This is a genomic window from Bradyrhizobium sp. 172 (genome assembly GCF_023101065.1).
Taxonomy (GTDB): domain Bacteria; phylum Pseudomonadota; class Alphaproteobacteria; order Rhizobiales; family Xanthobacteraceae; genus Bradyrhizobium; species Bradyrhizobium canariense_D.
Genome location: NZ_CP064701.1, coordinates 2235540 through 2253161 on the forward strand (window position 1 = coordinate 2235540; position 17622 = coordinate 2253161).

The 17622-nt window shown below is 63.9% G+C and carries 14 protein-coding genes; 4 read left to right on the forward strand and 10 right to left on the reverse strand.

Features of this window, described 5'->3' with window-relative positions:
* The first annotated feature begins 214 nt into the window (after positions 1–214).
* The 3 genes from IVB07_RS10595 to IVB07_RS10605 all read left to right on the forward strand — a co-directional run bounded on the left by IVB07_RS10595 (position 215) and on the right by IVB07_RS10605 (position 2687).
* Positions 215–1060, forward strand: coding sequence for a CmcJ/NvfI family oxidoreductase (locus IVB07_RS10595; RefSeq protein ID WP_247294798.1), 846 nt, complete (start codon positions 215–217; stop codon positions 1058–1060).
* Between the two features lie 103 nt (positions 1061–1163).
* The gene (locus tag IVB07_RS10600; protein WP_026233379.1) at positions 1164–1475 is read left to right on the forward strand and encodes a septal ring lytic transglycosylase RlpA family protein; all 312 of its coding nucleotides are present in this window, start codon (positions 1164–1166) and stop codon (positions 1473–1475) included.
* Positions 1476–1517: 42 nt separating this feature from the next.
* Positions 1518–2687, forward strand: a complete 1170-nt coding sequence (locus IVB07_RS10605) for a Gfo/Idh/MocA family oxidoreductase (RefSeq protein ID WP_026233380.1) — start codon at positions 1518–1520, stop codon at positions 2685–2687.
* Between the two features lie 270 nt (positions 2688–2957).
* Here the strand turns inward: IVB07_RS10605 and IVB07_RS10610 are convergent, their stop codons facing one another.
* The 10 genes from IVB07_RS10610 to IVB07_RS10655 form a co-directional block, all read right to left on the reverse strand.
* Entirely contained in the window at positions 2958–4268 is a 1311-nt protein-coding gene (locus IVB07_RS10610; protein WP_018457488.1) for an ABC transporter substrate-binding protein, read from the reverse strand.
* Between the two features lie 153 nt (positions 4269–4421).
* Positions 4422–6935 (reverse strand): excinuclease ABC subunit UvrA, encoded by a 2514-nt coding sequence (gene uvrA / locus IVB07_RS10615; RefSeq protein ID WP_247767632.1) that lies wholly within the window; start codon positions 6933–6935, stop codon positions 4422–4424.
* A 175-nt stretch (positions 6936–7110) separates the two neighbouring features.
* Positions 7111–8352 (reverse strand): ABC transporter substrate-binding protein, encoded by a 1242-nt coding sequence (locus IVB07_RS10620; protein ID WP_026233382.1) that lies wholly within the window; start codon positions 8350–8352, stop codon positions 7111–7113.
* Positions 8353–8393: 41 nt separating this feature from the next.
* The gene (locus IVB07_RS10625) at positions 8394–9875 is read right to left on the reverse strand and encodes an ATP-binding cassette domain-containing protein (protein WP_026233383.1); all 1482 of its coding nucleotides are present in this window, start codon (positions 9873–9875) and stop codon (positions 8394–8396) included.
* Positions 9875–10801, reverse strand: a complete 927-nt coding sequence (locus IVB07_RS10630; protein ID WP_018457492.1) for a branched-chain amino acid ABC transporter permease — start codon at positions 10799–10801, stop codon at positions 9875–9877. The genes IVB07_RS10625 and IVB07_RS10630 overlap by 1 nt, the downstream gene beginning before the upstream one ends.
* Before the next feature lies 1 nt (position 10802).
* A complete protein-coding gene (locus tag IVB07_RS10635; RefSeq protein WP_018457493.1) occupies positions 10803–11678 on the reverse strand; it encodes a branched-chain amino acid ABC transporter permease in 876 nt (291 codons plus the stop codon).
* Between the two features lie 104 nt (positions 11679–11782).
* On the reverse strand, positions 11783–13024 hold the full coding sequence (locus IVB07_RS10640; RefSeq protein ID WP_247767633.1) for an ABC transporter substrate-binding protein: 1242 nt from the start codon (positions 13022–13024) through the stop codon (positions 11783–11785).
* Between the two features lie 250 nt (positions 13025–13274).
* Positions 13275–14378: an FAD-dependent oxidoreductase gene (locus IVB07_RS10645; protein ID WP_247361242.1), complete on the reverse strand. Its 1104-nt coding sequence runs from the start codon at positions 14376–14378 to the stop codon at positions 13275–13277.
* 10 nt (positions 14379–14388) lie between these two features.
* Positions 14389–15573 carry a hypothetical protein gene (locus IVB07_RS10650; RefSeq protein ID WP_247294795.1) on the reverse strand — a complete coding sequence of 395 codons (1185 nt, stop codon included), beginning with the start codon at positions 15571–15573 and terminating at the stop codon, positions 14389–14391.
* A gap of 198 nt (positions 15574–15771) precedes the next feature.
* A complete protein-coding gene (locus tag IVB07_RS10655) occupies positions 15772–16992 on the reverse strand; it encodes an SMP-30/gluconolactonase/LRE family protein (protein ID WP_018457497.1) in 1221 nt (406 codons plus the stop codon).
* 276 nt (positions 16993–17268) lie between these two features.
* Between IVB07_RS10655 and IVB07_RS10660 the strand changes: the two genes are divergently transcribed.
* The gene (locus IVB07_RS10660; RefSeq protein ID WP_018457498.1) at positions 17269–17532 is read left to right on the forward strand and encodes a hypothetical protein; all 264 of its coding nucleotides are present in this window, start codon (positions 17269–17271) and stop codon (positions 17530–17532) included.
* Positions 17533–17622 lie beyond the last annotated feature (90 nt).

The window sequence follows — 17622 nt, forward strand, 5'->3', positions numbered from 1 at the left end:
GCGTGATGCGCTGCGTCCGGGGCACGAGATCTCAAAAGGCTCTCAAGCATCCGTGAAGCGGGCAGGGCGCATTCCAACCCGGCCGGATTTCGCGATGCGTTTGTTCTGCGTTTCATGCCAGCGACAGCACTCGCATTGCTATTTGCACCAACTCCCTTGCAGTACGCCCGGTGTCTTCAAAAATCATCCAGACGACCACATCGGGAGACCGGCCATGGGCCTGCAAGAAACAAAAATCGAATCGCTTCCCTTCGTCACCGCTGAACTCAATTACCTCGCGCCGGTTTCGGGCAAGCCGCGCACTTACGCCTTCGATCCACCGCCTGGCGAGCCCAAAAGCACGTCATTGCCGGAGCCGCATCAGGTACCGATCTTCGATGCCCGGCTGATCGCACAAAACATCTCGCTCGACCGCGAAGGCTTTGCGCTGGTGCGGCATCCACATCAGGTGAAGGACTTCTCTAATGAGGAGGAAATCAAGGCGGTCTACTATCCCGCCGTCGAGGCCTTCCTGCGCGCAACGCTGAAAGCCGACCGCGTCGTCATCTTCGACCATACCGTGCGCAGGCGCGTTGAGGGTGCCGCGGACATCCGCGACGGTGGCCCGCGTCAGCCGGCAACGCGCGTCCACGTGGATCAGACCGCCGTCTCAGGCGCCAACCGCGTGCGCGAGCATCTGCCCGACGAGGCCGAAGAGTTGCTGAAGGGCCGCGTCCAGGTGATCAATCTGTGGCGGCCGATCCGCGGTCCTTTGCGAGATTCGCCGCTGGCGATGGCCGACGGCACGACGGTTGCGCCCGACGATCTCGTCGCCTCGGATCTGATCTATCCCAACCGTCGCGGCGAAATCTATTCGGTGAAATACAATCCGAACCATCGCTGGTTCTATTTCCCCGAGATGACGGCGGACGAAGCACTGCTGCTCAAGTGCTACGATTCCGCAACCGATGGCCGCACCCGCTTCGGGCCGCACGCCGCGTTCGTCGATCCGACCACGCCGGCCGATGCCGCGCCGCGCGAGAGCATCGAGGTTCGGACGCTCGTATTCCACAAACAGTAACAGAACTGTGATGGCACTGCCGGGCGCGGCCCGGCAGTGGCTCAGGAACCCACGGGAACCGACAAACGTTTGCGCCCGGGGCAGGCCAACCCGGAGGGGTGCCGTGCGAGCGCAGACCACGTTATTTTCTTGCCTTGCTACGTTTTCGCTTTCTGCAGTTTCCTTTGCCCAGGCCGAAAGCGGGCTTGCCTCCTATTACAGCTACGGAAAAGCCGGGAAAGGTGAGCTGACCTGCGCGCACCGGACGCGTCCGTTCGGAAGCGTGCTGAGGGTGTCCTACGGCAGCCGCTCGATTCAGTGCCGCGTCAACGATCGCGGCCCCTTCATCCGCGGCCGCATCGTCGATCTCTCGGTGCCGGCTGCCAAGGCGCTGGGCATGATGAGCGCCGGCGTGGTGCGGGTCTCGGTGGAATAGACCTGCCAGCACGCTATAGTGCCGCCCAAAGCGGGGGGCGCTATGGCCAGGATCAGGGTGGGACTCGTCGGCTGCGGCTTCGTGTCGGAGCTGCATATGTATGCGTTCCGGCGCGTCTACGGGGTGGATGTCGAGGTCGCGGCGGTCGCTGCGCGCGGCGACCATGTCGTCGAATTCGCCGGCCGCCACCAGATCCAACGGGTCTATCGCAGCTTCGCCGAGCTGATCGCAGACCGCGAGCTCGATGTCATCGACATCTGCACGCCGCCCAATCTTCATGCGGGGATGATCGTCGCCGCCATGCAGGCCGGCAAGCATGTGATCTGCGAAAAGCCGTTCGCCGGCTATTTCGGCCGCGACGGCGACCGGCAGCCGATCGGCAGGCATGTGGCGAAGGCGCTGATGTATGAGCGCGTGCTGGAAGAGATGGACGCCACGCGTGCCGCGATCGAGCGCACCGGAAAGCTCTTCATGTATGCCGAGGACTGGATCTACGCGCCGGCCGTGACCAAGACCGCGGAGATTCTGAGAGCGACCAAGGACAAAATCCTGTTCATGAAGGGCGAGGAGAGCCATTCCGGATCGCATGCGGCCCATGCCGCGCAATGGGCGATGACCGGGGGCGGCTCGCTGATCCGGATGGGCTGCCATCCGCTCTCGGCGGTGCTGTATCTCAAGCAGGTCGAGGCCAAGGCGCGCGGTGAAACCATCCGCGTCGCCAGCGTCAGCGGCGATGTCGGCAATGTCACGGCCATCCTCAAGCCGGAGGAGCGCACCTACATCAAGGCCAATCCTGTCGACGTCGAGGATTGGGGCACGCTGACCGCGACGTTTTCGGACGGCACCAAGGCCACCGTGTTCTCCGGCGACATGATCATGGGCGGCGTGCGCAATCTGATCGAGACCTACACGTCAGGCGGCTCGCTGTTCGCCAACATCACGCCGAATGATCATCTGATGAGCTACCAGACCTCCGAGGAGAAACTCGCCTCCGTCTACATCACCGAGAAGGTCGACCGCAAAACCGGCTGGCAATATGTCTGCCTCGAAGAGGAGTGGACGCGCGGCTATCTCCAGGAGATCCAGGACTTCATGGAATGCGCCGCGACGGGACGGCAGCCGCTGTCGGACCTCGCGCTGGCGTACGAGACAATCAAGGTGAACTACGCGGGATACTGGGCGGCGGAGGAGGGACGAAGGGTGATGATGTAGGGCGTGATGAACTCACTGAGCTAGCCGCAGGCACGGTGCCAATCCTTCTCCCCTTGCGGGAGAAGGTGGCATAGGCGGCCTTCGGCCGCCGTTCTCAAGAACGCCGAAGCGTAGCTTCGGCTATAGCGCCGGATGAGGGGTTCTCTCCGCGGTTTAAAATGAGAGAGGTTTGCTCGCGGAGGCAACCCTCACCCGTCTCGCCGTTTCGCGGCGAGCCACCCTCTCCCGCAAGCAAGGGGAAAGGGTGCACCGTCGGCGCGGCGCGTAGCCTCACGTCCCGTAGGTCGAGCCCTTCGGCAGCGGAAACACCGGGTCCCGCGTCCGGATGTTCGTCGGCCACACCACCGAGATGTGTTCGCCGGCATTCTGCATCACCACCGGGGTCGAGCGCTCGTTCTGGCCGGACATCGGCGTGCCCGGCGGGAAGAATTTCACGCCATAGCCCTGGATGGTGCCGCCGGCTGGAATGTCGACGTCGAGCGCGGCCTTGCGAATGGCCTCGGGCTCGAAGCTGCCGTACTTCTCCTTGGCGACCGGCAGCACGTTGTTGAGCAAGATCCAGGTCTGGTTGAAACCCATCGAGCAATGCGGCGGCACGTCGGTGGCGCTGGTCTTGGCCTGGTAGCGCGAGACCATGGTCTTGGTCAGGTCGCCGATTCCAGGCGCGAGCTTGGAGGCATCGAGCAGTTGCGCCGGCACCGGATCGATGTTGCAGAAATTGTCGATGTCGGGGCCGAAGGTCGCGCGCAGCTTGTCGAGCTGGCTGTAGCCGGCGCCCGCGCCGAACAGCATCTTGAAGCGCAATCCGCTCTCGCGGGCCTGGCGCAGGAACAGGGTGATGTCGGGGTTGTAGCCGGCGTGCGAGATCACATCGACCTTGGCGCGCTTGAGCTTGGTCACGAGCACCGAGAGATCGGGCGCGGAAGCCGAATAGCCTTCGCGCATCACCACCTGGATGCCCGCCTGCTTGGCATAGGCCTCGTCGGCCGCCGCGACGCCGACGCCGTAAGGGCCGTCCTCGTGGATCAGCGCGACCTTGACGTCCTTCGGGTCCATGCCGAGCTTGCCTTGCGCGTGCTCGGCGACGAAGCCCGCGAAGGCCTGGCCGTACTGATCGGAATGGATCTGCGCGCGAAACACATATTGCAGGTTCTTGTCCTTGAACACGGCGGTCGAGACCGCGGTGGTGATCCAGAGGATCTTCTTCTGCTGCTCGACCTTCGCCGCCATCGGCACCGCATGCGCGCTGGAATAGACGCCGTTGATGATGTCGATCTTTTCCTGGCTGATCAGCCGCTCGGCCTCGTTGATGGCGACGTCGGCCTTGCTCTGAGAGTCCGCCGCGACCGGCACGATCTTGGTCTTGCCGCCGATGCCGCCCTTTTCGTTGACGAGGTCGATGGCGATCTGCGCGCCGACCGAGGAGGCGACCGAGCCGCCGGCGGCAAACGGACCGGTGAGGTCGTAGATCAAGCCGATGCGCAAATTCTCGGCTTGCGCCTGGGCCCGTGTCCAATCGAGGCTGAGTGCGGCGGCGGCAGCCGCCGAGCTCTTCAGCAGCTGCCTGCGTGAAGTGGGCATCCTATCCTCCCTCAAAGATCGTCTTATGATTTGGTCTTGTTATTCTTTTTCGAAGTATGGGGAGCGGGGCGGCGGAAAGTCAACATGGCGAAAGTCGGGGTCCGGTCTCCGCGACGCAGAACGCAATTGCGAAATGGGTGATGAGCGCGCCCGTTACTGTTTCAAGCGACGGGCAAGATAGCCAGCGGTCTTCCCGCCGGCCGCGGCGACCTCTCGCGGCGTCCCCGACGACACGATACGGCCGCCTTCCTCGCCGGCGCCGGGACCGAGGTCGATGATCCAGTCGCTATGAGAGACGACATCCATGTCGTGCTCGACCACGACCACGCTGTTGCCGGCGTCCACGATGCGCTCGAGTTGGGCGATCAGCCGCTCGACATCCCTGGGATGAAGACCGGTGGTCGGCTCGTCCAGGACATAGAGCGTGTGACCGCGTTGCGGCCGCATGAGCTCGGTCGCAAGCTTGATGCGCTGGGCTTCCCCGCCCGACAATTCGGTGGCGGACTGACCGAGACGAATATAGCCGAGCCCGACCTCGCGGACGACCGATAGGGACCGGTTGAGGGTTGGATCTTCGTGGAAGAATTCGAAGGCTTCGTCGACGCGCATCGCCAGCACATCCGCGATGGATTTTCCGCGGATCTTCACCTCCAGCGTCTTGTCATTGTAGCGCGCGCCCTTGCAGGTCGGGCAGGGCGCATAGACGCTGGGAAGAAACAGAAGCTCGACGCAGACAAATCCTTCGCCTTCGCAGGTGCTGCATCGGGCCTTCGCGACATTGAAGGAAAAGCGCCCGGCATCGTAGCGGCGGGACTTTGCCTGCGGCGTCACGGCGAACAGCTTCCGGACGTGGTCGAACAGGCCGGTATAGGTTGCAAGGTTGGATCGCGGCGTGCGGCCGATCGGCCTCTGATCCACCACGACGAGACGATCGACCTGGTCGAGGCCGGCGACGATCTCGCCGCCCAATGTCTCGACCGTGGGTGCCAGGCTATCGTCGTCCGCGTCCGCAGCCCGTGCATGGCCGAGATGCTCCGCCATGGCATCGACGAGGAATTGGCTGATCAGGCTCGATTTGCCGGAGCCCGACACGCCGGTCACGCTGGCGAGAACGCCGAGCGGGATATCGACGTCGAGGCCGCGGAGATTATTCCGGGTCACACCCCGGACTTTCAGATGCGCCTTCGGCTGGCGGCGGACCATCGGCAGCGGCTTTCGTGGATGCGCGAGATAATGGGCGGTTCGCGATTGCGCGACCTGCCCGAGTCCTGAGGGCGGTCCGCTATAGAGGATGTTCCCGCCGCCTTCGCCGGCATGAGGCCCGACATCCACCAGCCAGTCGGCATGCTTGATCACCTCGATCTCGTGCTCGACCACGAAGATCGAATTGCCCGCGTGTTTCAGCCGGTCCAGCGCCCGCAGCAGCGCCTCGGTGTCGGCGGGATGCAGACCTGCCGACGGTTCGTCGAGCACATAGACGACGCCGAACAGGTTGGAGCGAACCTGGGTCGCAAGCCGCAGCCGCTGCAACTCGCCGGGCGACAGCGTTGGCGTGCTGCGCTCGCAGGCGAGATAGCCGAGGCCGAGGTCGAGCAGGACGGCCAGCCGCGCCGACAGATCCTCGCAGATGCGCCTGGCGACGATGGTTTTCTCCGATGCTCCGACGGTCGAAGTCTCCGCGAAAGGGTTCATCACCTCCTGCAGCTTCTCGAGCGGCAGATGAGACATCTCGGCGATATCAAGTCCGGCGAATTTGACCTTGAGTGCCTCGGGCTTCAATCGCGTGCCATGGCAGGTCGGGCAGTCCTGGGTGATCATGAATTGCGCGACGCGGCGCTTCATCATCGCACTCTCGGACTTGGCAAAGGTCTGCATCACGTAGCGCTTGGCGCCGGTGAACGTGCCCTGATAGCTCGGCTCCTCCTTGCGGCGCAGGGCCCGTTTGACCTCGGCCAAGTCGTAACCGGCATAGACCGGAACGGTCGGCTGCTCCTCCGTGAACAGGATCCAGTCGCGGTCCTTCCTGGGCAGCTCACGCCAGGGCTTGTCCACGTCGTAGCCCAGCGTGGTCAGGATGTCCCGGAGGTTCTGCCCCTGCCAGGCACTCGGCCACGCCGCGACGGCGCGCTCGCGAATGGTGAGGGTGTCGTCGGGCACCATGGACTTCTCGGTGACGTCGAGCATCCTGCCGATACCGTGACAGGTCGGGCAGGCTCCTTCCGGCGTGTTCGGCGAGAACGATTCCGCATAGAGCATCCTTTGTCCGCGCGGGTATTCGCCGGCACGGGAATAGAGCATCCTGAGCAGGTTCGAGATGGTCGTCACGCTGCCCACGGACGACCTCGTCGTCGGCGCGCCGCGCTGCTGCTGGAGCGCTACGGCGGGCGGCAGGCCTTCGATGTCGTCCACCTCAGGGATCTGCATCTGGTGGAAGAGGCGCCGCGCGTAAGGCGACACCGATTCCAGATATCGCCGTTGCGCCTCGGCGTAGACCGTTCCGAAGGCGAGCGAGGATTTTCCGGAGCCCGACACGCCGGTGAACACGACGAGGGCGTTGCGCGGAATACTGACGTCGACGTTCCTGAGATTGTGCTCACGCGCGCCCCGCACGCGAACGAAGCCGTCATCCTGCATCAGGTCATCGGGGTGTCTTGATCGGTCGTCCATCTCGCTGCTCCGGCCCACGCATGGGAGATAACGGCAGGATCGCAGGATGGGTCCACAGATGCCAGCGCATCGGTTGCGTTCTGCACAAAGCGAAGGCCCGCCGCGATTGAAGCGACGGGCCATGCAAGGGCGATGGGGCGCTCGGGACGGGGCCCTGGTGCCCCAGCGTGGCGTGTTACTGCGACAGCTTCACGAAGCTCGGAAACTTCAGCTTGCCCTCCGCGATCTTCTCGGGCCAGACCACGACCTGCTTGGAGTCCTGCCACTGGAAGACCAGACCGGATACGGTCGTGGGACCGGACTTGATGCCGTGGGTGAACTCGTCGTCCTTGCCGTAGAACTGGATGCGGCCGATCGTGCCCTCGTAGTCGGTCTTTTCGAGCTCAGCGACCATCTTGTCCGGATCGGTCGAGCCGGCGCGCTTGATCGCCTCCGTGATGAAGTAGACTTCGTCATAGGCGGTGTAGCCGGTGTAGGCCGGCGGCGAGCCGAACTTGGCCTTGAAGGCGGCCGCGAACGGCTTCGTCTTGGAGGTCACGGCGACGTCGGGCGTTGCGACCGCCAGCGACGGCACGCCGTCGGCGGCGCCATTGGTGTCCTTCCAGAAGGTCGGGCTCAGCGCCTGCGCGCTGATGCCGAACATCGGGACCGGCACCTGCTGGTTCTTCCACTGCACCGTCGGCTGCACGCCGACATGCGAGATGCCGGTGACGATCACGTCCGGCTTCTTGGCCTCGATATTGTTGAAGATCGGCGTGAAGTCGGTGGTATCGGGCGAGAACCGCACGTGCTCGACGACCTTGAGGCCTGCTTTCGGAAGACAGGCTTCGTAGCCGACGTCGAGCGGCTTGGTCCAGGCGGCGTCCTCGCTCATGATCGCGGCCGTCTTGAACTTGAGCTTCTCGACCAGCAGATCCTTGGCGGCGTCGCAGACGAGCTGCGCTTGTGCGGCCGAGGTCAGATAGCCGTGGAAGGTGTATTTGTTCTTTTCGTAGTCGTTATGGATCGCCTTGGTGATCTCGTTCGAGGCCGCGCCGGGGGTGATCAGCGGCATCTTCAGCCGCGCTGCCCAGGGCTCGAGCGCCAGCACGACCTCGCTGATATAGCTCGCGATCACGGCGGAGACTTTGTCCTCGCTCACCGCGCGCTGGAACGCGCGCACCGAGTCCGCCGAGGAGCTCTTGTTGTCGTAGGTCACGATCTCGATCTTGCGGCCGAGAATGCCACCCTTGGCGTTGATCTCGTCGGCGGCGATCTGCGCGCCGCCGGGCGTCGCGGCACCAGCGATCGACTGCACCTCGGCGATGACGCCGATCTTGATAGGATCGTTCGACTGCGCATAGGCGGGAGCAGCAAGGCACAGCGCCAGCGCGGAGGCGAGGAGGAAGCTGCCGCTCAAACTCTTCGATGGTCGCATGGTCGTTTCCTTTTGCTTGTTTTGTTGTTGGTATGGGCGAACTAGAGAAAATCGGCGCCAGCCTCCGCGGCGAAGCGGCCCGGATCGCCCTCCCAGACGATCCTCGCATGCTCGAGCACATAGACGCGGTCGGCATGCGGAAGCGCGAAGGTCACGTTCTGCTCGCCGAGCAGCACCGTAATCGACGTCGTCTGCCGCAGCCTCGTTAGGGCCTTGGACAGGAGTTCGAGGATGACGGGGGCGAGACCCAGCGTCGGTTCATCCAGGATCAGGATCTGCGGCTGCATCATCAGCGCGCGGCCGATCGCAAGCATCTGCTGCTCGCCGCCGGAGAGCGTTTGCGCCATCTGGCCCTGACGCTCTTTCAGGATCGGGAATAGCTCGAACAGCCAGGCGAGCTGTGCCGCGCGCTTGTCGTCGGCCAGATGTTGCCCGCCGAGATCGAGGTTTTCGCGCACGCTCATCTCGCCGAACAGCTCGCGCGATTCCGGGCACTGCACGAGGCCGCTGCGGGCGATCTTCGCCGGCGTCGTGCCGCGCAGCTTCTCGCCGTTGCGCACGATCTCGCCGCTATAAGGCAGGAAGCCCGAGATGGTGTTGAACAATGTGGTCTTGCCGGCGCCGTTGAGACCGACGATCGAGACGAACTCGCCCTCATGGACGTGGATCGAGACGTTCTCCAGCGCCTGCGCCTTGCCGTAGAACACGCTGACATTCTCGACCTGGAGCAGCGGCACCTTGTCCTTGAAGCTGGTCTCGGGCCGCGCATGGGTCTCGATGGCGCCGCCGAGATAGACCCGCCGCACCGTCTCGTTCTTCATGACGTCCTCGGCCTTGCCGGTGACGATCTCCTCGCCGAGATACATCGCGAGCACGCGGTCGACCAACGCCGCGACGCTCTTGACGTTGTGGTCGACCAGCATCACCGCGCGGCCCTCGTCGCGGAAACTGCGGATCAGGTCGGAAAACATTTCGACCTCGGCCCGCGTCAGCCCGGCAAAGGGCTCGTCCACCAGCACGACCTTGGGATCGCGCGCGATAGCCTTGGCCAGCTCGAGCCGGCGCAGGTCGGCGAAGGGCAGCGTCGGCGGGCGGCGGTTCATCACGTTGCCGAGCCCGACGCGATCGGCGATCCATTTGGCGCGCTCGAGCAGCGCCTTGTCCGGAAACAGCATGAACAGGCTGTCCGGCAGCAGCGCGACCATGATGTTCTCCAGCACAGTCTGCCGGTTCAGCGGTCGCGAATGCTGGAACACCATGCCAAAGCCCTTGCGCGCGATCTTGTGCGCCGGCAAGCCCGCGACGTTCTCGCCCTCGAATACGACTTCGCCTGATGTCGGGCGCTCGATGCCCATGACGCTCTTCATCGCGGTCGATTTGCCCGAGCCGTTCGGGCCGATCAGGCCAAAGATCTCGCCGCTATTGACCTCGAAGCCCAGGTTCTTCACCGCCGTCAATCCGCCGAAGCGCTTGGTCAGGCCGCGGACTTCGAGCACGGCCCGGTTTGAAGATCGCATATCCATCACGAGCGCGCCTCACGCGAGAGGGCCGCTCCGAGGAAGCCGCCGGGGAAAAACAGCACGACGAGCAGCGCGACGGCCGAGACGATGAAGGTCGCAAGCTCGCCGGTGGGCCTGAGGAACTCGCCGGCGACGATCAGGAAGATCGCGCCGAGTGCCGCGCCAAGCACGGTGCGCCGGCCGCCGAGCACGGCTGAGACGATCACGTTGACGCCGACCGCGACGTCGACGACGGTGCCGACCGAGGCGGTGCCGAAGTAGAACACCAGCAGCGCGCCTGATAACCCCGAGAAGAACGCACTGACGATGAAGGCGGCGAGCTTGTGCTTGACGATGTTGAAGCCGAGCGCGCCGGCCTGGACCGGGTCCTGGCCGCTGGCTTGCAGCACCAGGCCAACAGGCGATTGCGACAGGCCATAGAGAATGGCCGCCGAGATCGTCATGAAGCCGAGCGCGATCCAGTAATTGACGCCGGCGTTGATGGAGATGACGTCGGGAATGGTCAGCCCGATCTCGCCACCGGTGAGGTCGGCAAACACCACGATGAAATTCTGCAGCATCAGCACCGCGACCAGCGTGGTCAGGCCGAAATACGGTCCGCGCACCCGAAGCGCCGGCAACGCCAGCACGAGGCCGGCGATGACGGAGGCGAGCGCGCCGAGCACGATGCAAGCGTAAACCGACCAGCCGAACTGGGCATTCAGGATGCCGGCGGTGTAGGCGCCGACGCCGATCAGGAAGGTCGGCCCGAAATTGACCTCGCCGGCGAAGCCGAACAGCAGGTCCCACGCCATTGCGAACACGCCGAAATAGAAGGCGACGGTGAGAAGCCCGAGCACGTAGCCGGAGACGTAGAGCGGCAGCGTCGCCGCGATGACGACGAGCGCGAATGAGATGAAGAACAGGCGTGTCGTAAAGAAGCTGGCCATCTCAGCGCCTCCCCAGAAGGCCCTGGGGCCGGATGTACATCACGAACACGAGCAGCAGCAGCGCCGGAATGGTGCGGTAGGCCGGCGAGACCAGATAGGCCGTGAGCGTTTCGAGATAGCCGACCACGAAGGCTGCGATCAGCGAGCCGGAGACGCTGCCGAGGCCGCCGAGCACGACGATCGAGAACGCGCTCGCGGTCAGCGGTCCGACGCTGTAGGAGCTGACGCCGAGAAACATTCCGAGCAGCACGCCGGCGATGCCGGCGAGGATGCCGTAGATCGCCCACACCACGACGTAGATGTTGGTGAGCTCGAGGCCGAGCAGGGTGACGCCGCGTGGGTTCATCGAGGCCGCCAGCACCGCCTTACCGGTGCGGGTGCGGTTCACCAGGAGCCACAACAGAGCGATGACGAAGCAGCACACGATCGCGGTAAAGATCTCGTTCCTGGGCGTGCGGACGCCGAGAATCTCGACCACGCCCTCGACGATCGGCAGCACGGTCTTGGCGTTGTTGGTGAACAAATAAGCGATCACCTCCTGGATCATGATCCCCCATAGCAGCGTGCCGGTGAGGACGAAGATCTCCTTCTCTTCATTCGGGATGCGCCGGGAATCCTGGATCGGCTTCACCACCGCGAAATAGGTCGCAAAGGATGTAAGGAGGGCGACACCGACGCCGATCAGTGCGCCGGCATAGGTGCCGACATTCAGGATGCTGGCGGCAGCCCAGGCCGCCACCGCTGCCGCCACCATGATGGCCCCGTGGGAGAGGTTGAGGACGCCGGAGACGCCGAAGATCAGCGTGAAGCCGGTGGCACCGAGAGCATAGAGAGCGCTGATGGCAAAGCCATCGATCAGAATCTGGAAAGCACGCATCTAGGGTTGGCAATCCGATTTATGAGAGACGATGTTGCTGGAGCAACGTGCTGCGGGGGCCGCATGTGGAAGCTCCCGGGAGCTGGTCCCGGGAGCGTGTCCTGCTAGTTCGAGAGCTTGATGAGGCTCGGGAACTTGACGTCGACCTTGGCGACTTCCTTGGGCCAGACCGCGCTCTGCTTGCCGTCCTGCCATTGCAGCATCAGCCCGGTGATCAGGCCCTTGCCGTATTTGATCGAGTGCGTGAACGGATCGTCCTTGCCGTAGAACTGGACACGGCCGATCGTGCCTTCCCAGTCGGTCGTCTCCAGAGCGGCGACCAGCTTGTCGGCGTCGGTCGAGCCCGCGCGCTTCACCGCATCGGCGATGTAGTAGACCTCGTCATAGGCGGTGTAGCCGGCATAGGAGGGATAGTTGCCGAACTTCTTCTTGAAGGCTTCGGCGAACGGCACTGATTTCGGCGTCACCGCGACGCCTGGGCCGGAGACGCCCTGGTAGAGTACGCCCTCGGCCGCCTGATTGGTGTCCTTGCCGAAGGTCTCGTTGGTGGCCTGCGAGGAGATGCCGAACATCGGGATCGGCACCTGCTGGTTCTTCCACTGCACCGTCGGCTGCACGCCGACATGGGAGATCCCGGTGATGATCACGTCGGGCTTGGAGCCTTCGATCTTGTTGAAGATCGGCGTGAAGTCGGTGGTATCGGGCGAGAAGCGGATGTGGTCGAGCACCTTCAGCCCGATCTTGGGCAGGCATTCCTCGTAGCCGATGTCGAGCGGCTTGGTCCAGGCGGCGTCCTCGCTCATGATGACCGCGGTCTTCATGTGCATCTTGTCGACGAGCAGGTCCTTGGCGCCGTCGCAGACGGAAAGCGCCAGTGCGGCGGAGGTCAGATAGCCGTGGAAGGTGTACTTGTTCTTCTCGTAGTCGGCATGGACGCTCTTGCTGATCTCGTTGGAGGCGGCACCGGGCGTGACGAACGGCGTCTTCAGCCGCGAGGCCCAGGGCTCCAGTGCCAGCACGACTTCGCTGATGTAGCTGGCGATGACCGCATTGACCTTGTCCTCGTTCACCGCGCGCTGGAAGGCGCGCACTGAATCTGCCGAGGAGGAATGATTGTCGTAAGAGACGATCTCGATCTTGCGGCCGTCGACGCCGCCATTGGCGTTTATCTCGTCGGCGGCGAGCTGTGCCGCCTGGGGGATGGAGGCGCCGGCAATCGCCTGCGCTTCCGCGATCACGCCGATCCTGATCGGGTCGGCCGCAAGCGCCGCGCCTGACGTCATCAACACAGCGGCCGCGGCGGTACCGAGTGCTATTCGCAACGCAACAGAGAGCGGTTTCTTCATCTTGTTCTCTCCCTTAACAGGCCTCTTATGAGCCATTATGCCGCGACTATACCGGCGGAGACATTCTCGGCAAGTGAAACCGCGTTCAGGATTGTGAGGCACGAACTAAAGTCTAGCGCTGGGCAATAGCGGGCAGGAAAGCTGTCGGACCCGTTTCACGCGGAGGCATGCAGATTTCGTCGGTAGGCATGCGCAGCTATCGCGGGCGCACAGCAACCGGAACGCTGAATTGCGATGCCGTCGCGTCGGCTCAGCGCGCTTGCAGCAGCGATGGATCGAGCGGCGCGAGCCGGGCCGGATCGAATGGCGAGATGTCGACGTTGCGCGTCGCACCCTCCGCGATCAGTTGCGCCATGACCTCGCCCGTGGCGGGCGCATTCAGGATGCCCCATACATTGTGCCCCGTCGCAACATACAGACCTTCACTTCGCGGCACCTTGCCGATCAGCGGCAGGCCGTCCTGTGTCACCGGCCGGAAGCAGGCTTGTTGCGCAATGATCCTCTCGGAGCGGAACAGCGGCGACAGCCGCTCGGACATGGTTTGCAGGCGCGCGATCGCGTCCTTGTCCGGCGTCACGGCCGCCGGATCGAGCGGAAGCGGCGCGATGTCGGAGAGAGCGGTGATATGCGTGCTGCCGTCGGCGCGAGGAAAGACCTCGATCGACACGGCACTGCCATTCTCTTCATACTCCAGGAACAGCGCATCGGCCGGCGCATCCGTGCCGGTGTCGTACACGATGCTCGGGCTGCGCTGGCCGTAGACGGCGGGCAGGCTCATCCATTGCGCCGCGAGCAGCGACCATGGTCCCATCGCGATCACGACGGCGTCCGCCTCGACGATGCCGCCGTCGACCTCGACGCCCGTCGCGGTGGTGCCGTTCGCATCGCGCATGATGCCGGTCACCTGGCCGGGACGAAACTCGGCGCCTTCCGCGAGCGCCGCGTTCATCACGGCTGCGGTGAATTTTTTGGGGTGAACGATCGCGGCGGTCTCCATCGTGCCGATGCGCTGGGCGATGATGACGCCGTTGCTGAGCCAGCCGAGCGCGGACGGTGCATCCCGGCGCGGGTGGCCATCGGCGGCAACGAAGCCGCTATAAGCGGTAATCGGGCGATAGCCCCAATCGCCTGCGATCTGTTCCGGCAGCTGCGCATGGATCGCAAAGCTCCGTCGCGCCAGCGCATCGAGCGGCGAGCCCTCGCACCAGTCGCGCGCGAGGAAGCCGCCCGCCTTGCCTGACGCCGCGGCCGCGACGCCCGCCCGCTCCACGACGACGATTTCGATGCCACGGCGGCGGAGAAACCAGGCGATGCAGGCGCCGATCACGCCGCCGCCGCAGATCACAACGCGCATGAATGCTCCCTTACACAATGAAATCCTTCGCATGGAGATCCGCGGTATGGATTCCCGCCAGCGTAATCGTATCGGTCGCCGTCAGGTGGATCACCGCGTTTCCTGTGCTGTCATCGCTGATCAGGCTTTTCAGCGCCGCCCAGTCTGCGAAGCCGTAATCGTGCAAATTGATCAAATCATGCTCTCGCGCCGTGCTGCCGACAGCCTTGTTGCCCTGGTCGAAATCGTTGATCACGTCCAGGCCCGAATTTTTGTCGAAGACGAATCTGTCGTCGTTCGGTCCGCCCCAGAGCTGGTCATTTCCGCCACCGCCATTCAACATGTCCTTGCCGCCGGTGATCGAGCCGGCTGTGAACGGAGCGTAGGTCTGTGCGTCGCCATACAGGAAATCGTCGCGGCTGCTGCCGAGGAGGATATCATCTCCGCCATGCGCATTGCCTGACATGTTCGAGGCGTCTCCGACGAGCACGATGGACGTGGAGTCCGGGTTGCCGTCGACGGTCGCGATCAGGATATCGTTGCCGCCACGGGTATCGTCGCTCATGTAGCCGGCGTCTCCGACCAGAGACGCGCCGCCGGATCGGGCTGGGGCACCGACGGTGTAGATGAGCATGTCGTTGCCGCCGTGCGCATCGCCGCTCATGGAGACGAGGGCATCGCCGGAGATTGAAGCGCCGCCGTAACTGCCGCCCTGGGTCACGCTGAGGATATCATTGCCGCCACGCGCGTGATCGCTCATGGAACTGCCGGAATCTCCGCCGAACGTGCCGGACGATCTGTTTCCCATCGATGCAATGACGACGTCATTGCCGCCCCCCGTGTCGGCTGACATGGCGGTTTCGGCATCGCCAAAAATGCCGAGAGACGCGTAGATCGATGTCGATGCATCGACATGAAGTACATCGTTGCCGCCATGGGCGTCGCCGGACATCGCCTGCGCATCGCCGTCCAGGAACACGTAGTCCCCGAAGCCTGTGACGGTCGCGGCGAGATGGTCGCCTCCTCCGTGAGAATGTCCTTGGAGGGTCTGGTCGTCGCCAACGAATATCAGGACCGCGTTGCCACCGTCGACGGTCGCGATCATCTTGTCGCTGCCGCCGCGGCCTCCGTTCGGAAGGCCCGGGTCTCCGAACTCCGTCACGAATTGCTGGTTCCCCACGCTGACGATGATGGTGTCGTTCGGCATACGGCGCATCGCGCAACTCCCGGTTCAAGTCGGGCGCGAGAACGAAGAGCATCATGCCTTTGCACCGCGCTGCGGCCTTGCCGCGCGATTCAATCTTCGTTGGATTAATGGCGGAGATTTGCCCGCGGCGTAATTTGATTGCGATCAGGGAACCGCGGGCGCCGGCGATCCACGCCGACGCCCGTGCTTGCGATCTTGCGCGCGGGCTCAGCCCGGTCCGGCGCCTTGCGTGGCCGTGTACACCGCATAGAGCGATTGGCTCGCCGCCATGAACAGGCGATTGCGCTTGGGGCCGCCGAAGCAGACGTTGCCGCACACTTCGGGCAACCGGATGCGGCCGAGCAGCTTGCCCTCCGGCGACCACGTCGTCACGCCGCTGTAGCCGACGGCGCGGCCGGCATTGCTGGAGGCCCAGACATTGCCGTTGACGTCGCAGCGCACGCCGTCCGGTCCGCACTTCACACCGTCAATCACGCACTCGCTGAACCGCTTGTGGTTGGTGAGCTTGTTGTCGGCGCCGACGTCGAACACGAATATTTCGCCCTTGCCGCCGGGGCCGGTGTCGCCGGGTCCCTTGCCAGTCGAGACGACGTAGAGCTTCTTGAAGTCCGGCGAGAAGCACAGCCCGTTGGGATCGGGCACCTGCTCCTCGGTGACGACGAGATCGACACGGCCGCTAGGGTCGATGCGATAGCAATTGGTCGGAAGCTCGCGCTTGCCCGGTGCGAAGCCGGCCGGCTGTCCAATCCGAGGATTGAGCTTGCCGCCGGAATTGCTCGGACCGCCCACGGCATCGGGCTCACCTTCGTAGAGCTGGCCGCCATAGGGCGGATCGGTGAACCAGTAGCTGCCGTCAGGATGCGCGACGACGTCGTTCGGCGAGTTCAGCTTCTTGCCGTTGTAATTGTCGCAAAGCACGGTCGCGGTGCCGTCATGTTCATAACGCGTCACCCGCCGGGTCAAATGTTCGCAGGAAAGTTGACGGCCCTGGAAATCGAACGAGTTGCCGTTGGAATTGTTGGACGGCGAGCGGAACACGCTGACGCGACCGTCGTCTTCGCTCCAGCGCATCTGCCTGTTGTTGGGAATGTCGCTCCATAGCAGATAGCGGCCCTGTGCACTCCACGCCGGGCCTTCAGCCCACAGCAAACCCGTATAGAGACGCTTGATCGCAGTGTTGGGCTGCGCGAGATCGTTGAAGGACGGATCGACTGTGACGACATCGGGGTCCCAGAAATAGGTGGTCGGCGCGCCGTTGGGACCGAAATCGCGTGGCGGGGTGGTAATCGTCGTCGGCGGTGCGGCTGGTCCGGTCTGGGCCAGCGCGGAGCCGGCGCCGGCAAAAGTGGCGGCGCCGAGCGCAAACCCCTGAACGAGCGTTCGTCGTGAAAGCGCAGCATCCTGGTCACGCTGCTTTTGGCGTGTCATCGCGTCCTCCCGGTCATGTTCGGCTAGCCGGTTGATCCGGCCGAGCAGGGCAAGGTTAGTCCGGTCCGATGACGGTTGCGAGGGGGAGGTACGCATCCTCAGCGAGATCGGGGCGGCAAAGCGCTGCAACGTCGAACATGGAAACGACAAATTCATCAGGCGTGACGGGGTTTACCGGAGCTGTCTTCGGGACATTGCCAAGCAGGGGAATGTCAAGCCTTGACCTCCTGCGCGATGCTGGCAGAACGTCATTCGGGGCGTAAGTCGGAGTTTACTGTGGTCGCTGTCGTCGTACTGGTTTTGCTGCTCGGGATTGCATTTGCGGCCGGCTATTTCACCCGCGACTACGTCTCCCGAAAAAGACGAGCCGAGGCGCGCCGCTGGCGTGAGTACAGCGAGCCGGATTGGCTCAGTGCCAACGCACCAGCCAACACCAACGATATCGCGATCGCTGGCACGGCTACGCCGGTTGCCACCAGCGAGCTCGGTCAGATGCTGAACCGCTGGGAGAGCAGGGCTCGCGCTCGCCGCTCGGCATAGCTTGACCGCCTTGCCGGCGTTCGGTCGGCCAAACAATTGGCACCGGTCACGCATCCGGCGCTGCGATCATGTCAGCCCTTCTGTCCATCT

Excerpts from the sequence above, each read along its gene's own strand:
- IVB07_RS10645 (WP_247361242.1), bottom strand. The coding sequence starts at position 14,378 with ATGCGCGTTGTGATCTGCGGCGGCGGCGTGATCGGCGCCTGCATCGCC.
- IVB07_RS10650 (WP_247294795.1), bottom strand. The coding sequence starts at position 15,573 with ATGCGCCGTATGCCGAACGACACCATCATCGTCAGCGTGGGGAACCAG.
- uvrA (WP_247767632.1), bottom strand. The coding sequence starts at position 6,935 with ATGGACGACCGATCAAGACACCCCGATGACCTGATGCAGGATGACGGC.
- IVB07_RS10625 (WP_026233383.1), bottom strand. The coding sequence starts at position 9,875 with ATGGATATGCGATCTTCAAACCGGGCCGTGCTCGAAGTCCGCGGCCTG.
- IVB07_RS10655 (WP_018457497.1), bottom strand. The coding sequence starts at position 16,992 with ATGACACGCCAAAAGCAGCGTGACCAGGATGCTGCGCTTTCACGACGA.
- IVB07_RS10605 (WP_026233380.1), top strand. The coding sequence starts at position 1,518 with ATGGCCAGGATCAGGGTGGGACTCGTCGGCTGCGGCTTCGTGTCGGAG.
- IVB07_RS10595 (WP_247294798.1), top strand. The coding sequence starts at position 215 with ATGGGCCTGCAAGAAACAAAAATCGAATCGCTTCCCTTCGTCACCGCT.
- IVB07_RS10620 (WP_026233382.1), bottom strand. The coding sequence starts at position 8,352 with ATGCGACCATCGAAGAGTTTGAGCGGCAGCTTCCTCCTCGCCTCCGCG.
- IVB07_RS10635 (WP_018457493.1), bottom strand. The coding sequence starts at position 11,678 with ATGCGTGCTTTCCAGATTCTGATCGATGGCTTTGCCATCAGCGCTCTC.
- IVB07_RS10630 (WP_018457492.1), bottom strand. The coding sequence starts at position 10,801 with ATGGCCAGCTTCTTTACGACACGCCTGTTCTTCATCTCATTCGCGCTC.
- IVB07_RS10610 (WP_018457488.1), bottom strand. The coding sequence starts at position 4,268 with ATGCCCACTTCACGCAGGCAGCTGCTGAAGAGCTCGGCGGCTGCCGCC.
- IVB07_RS10640 (WP_247767633.1), bottom strand. The coding sequence starts at position 13,024 with ATGAAGAAACCGCTCTCTGTTGCGTTGCGAATAGCACTCGGTACCGCC.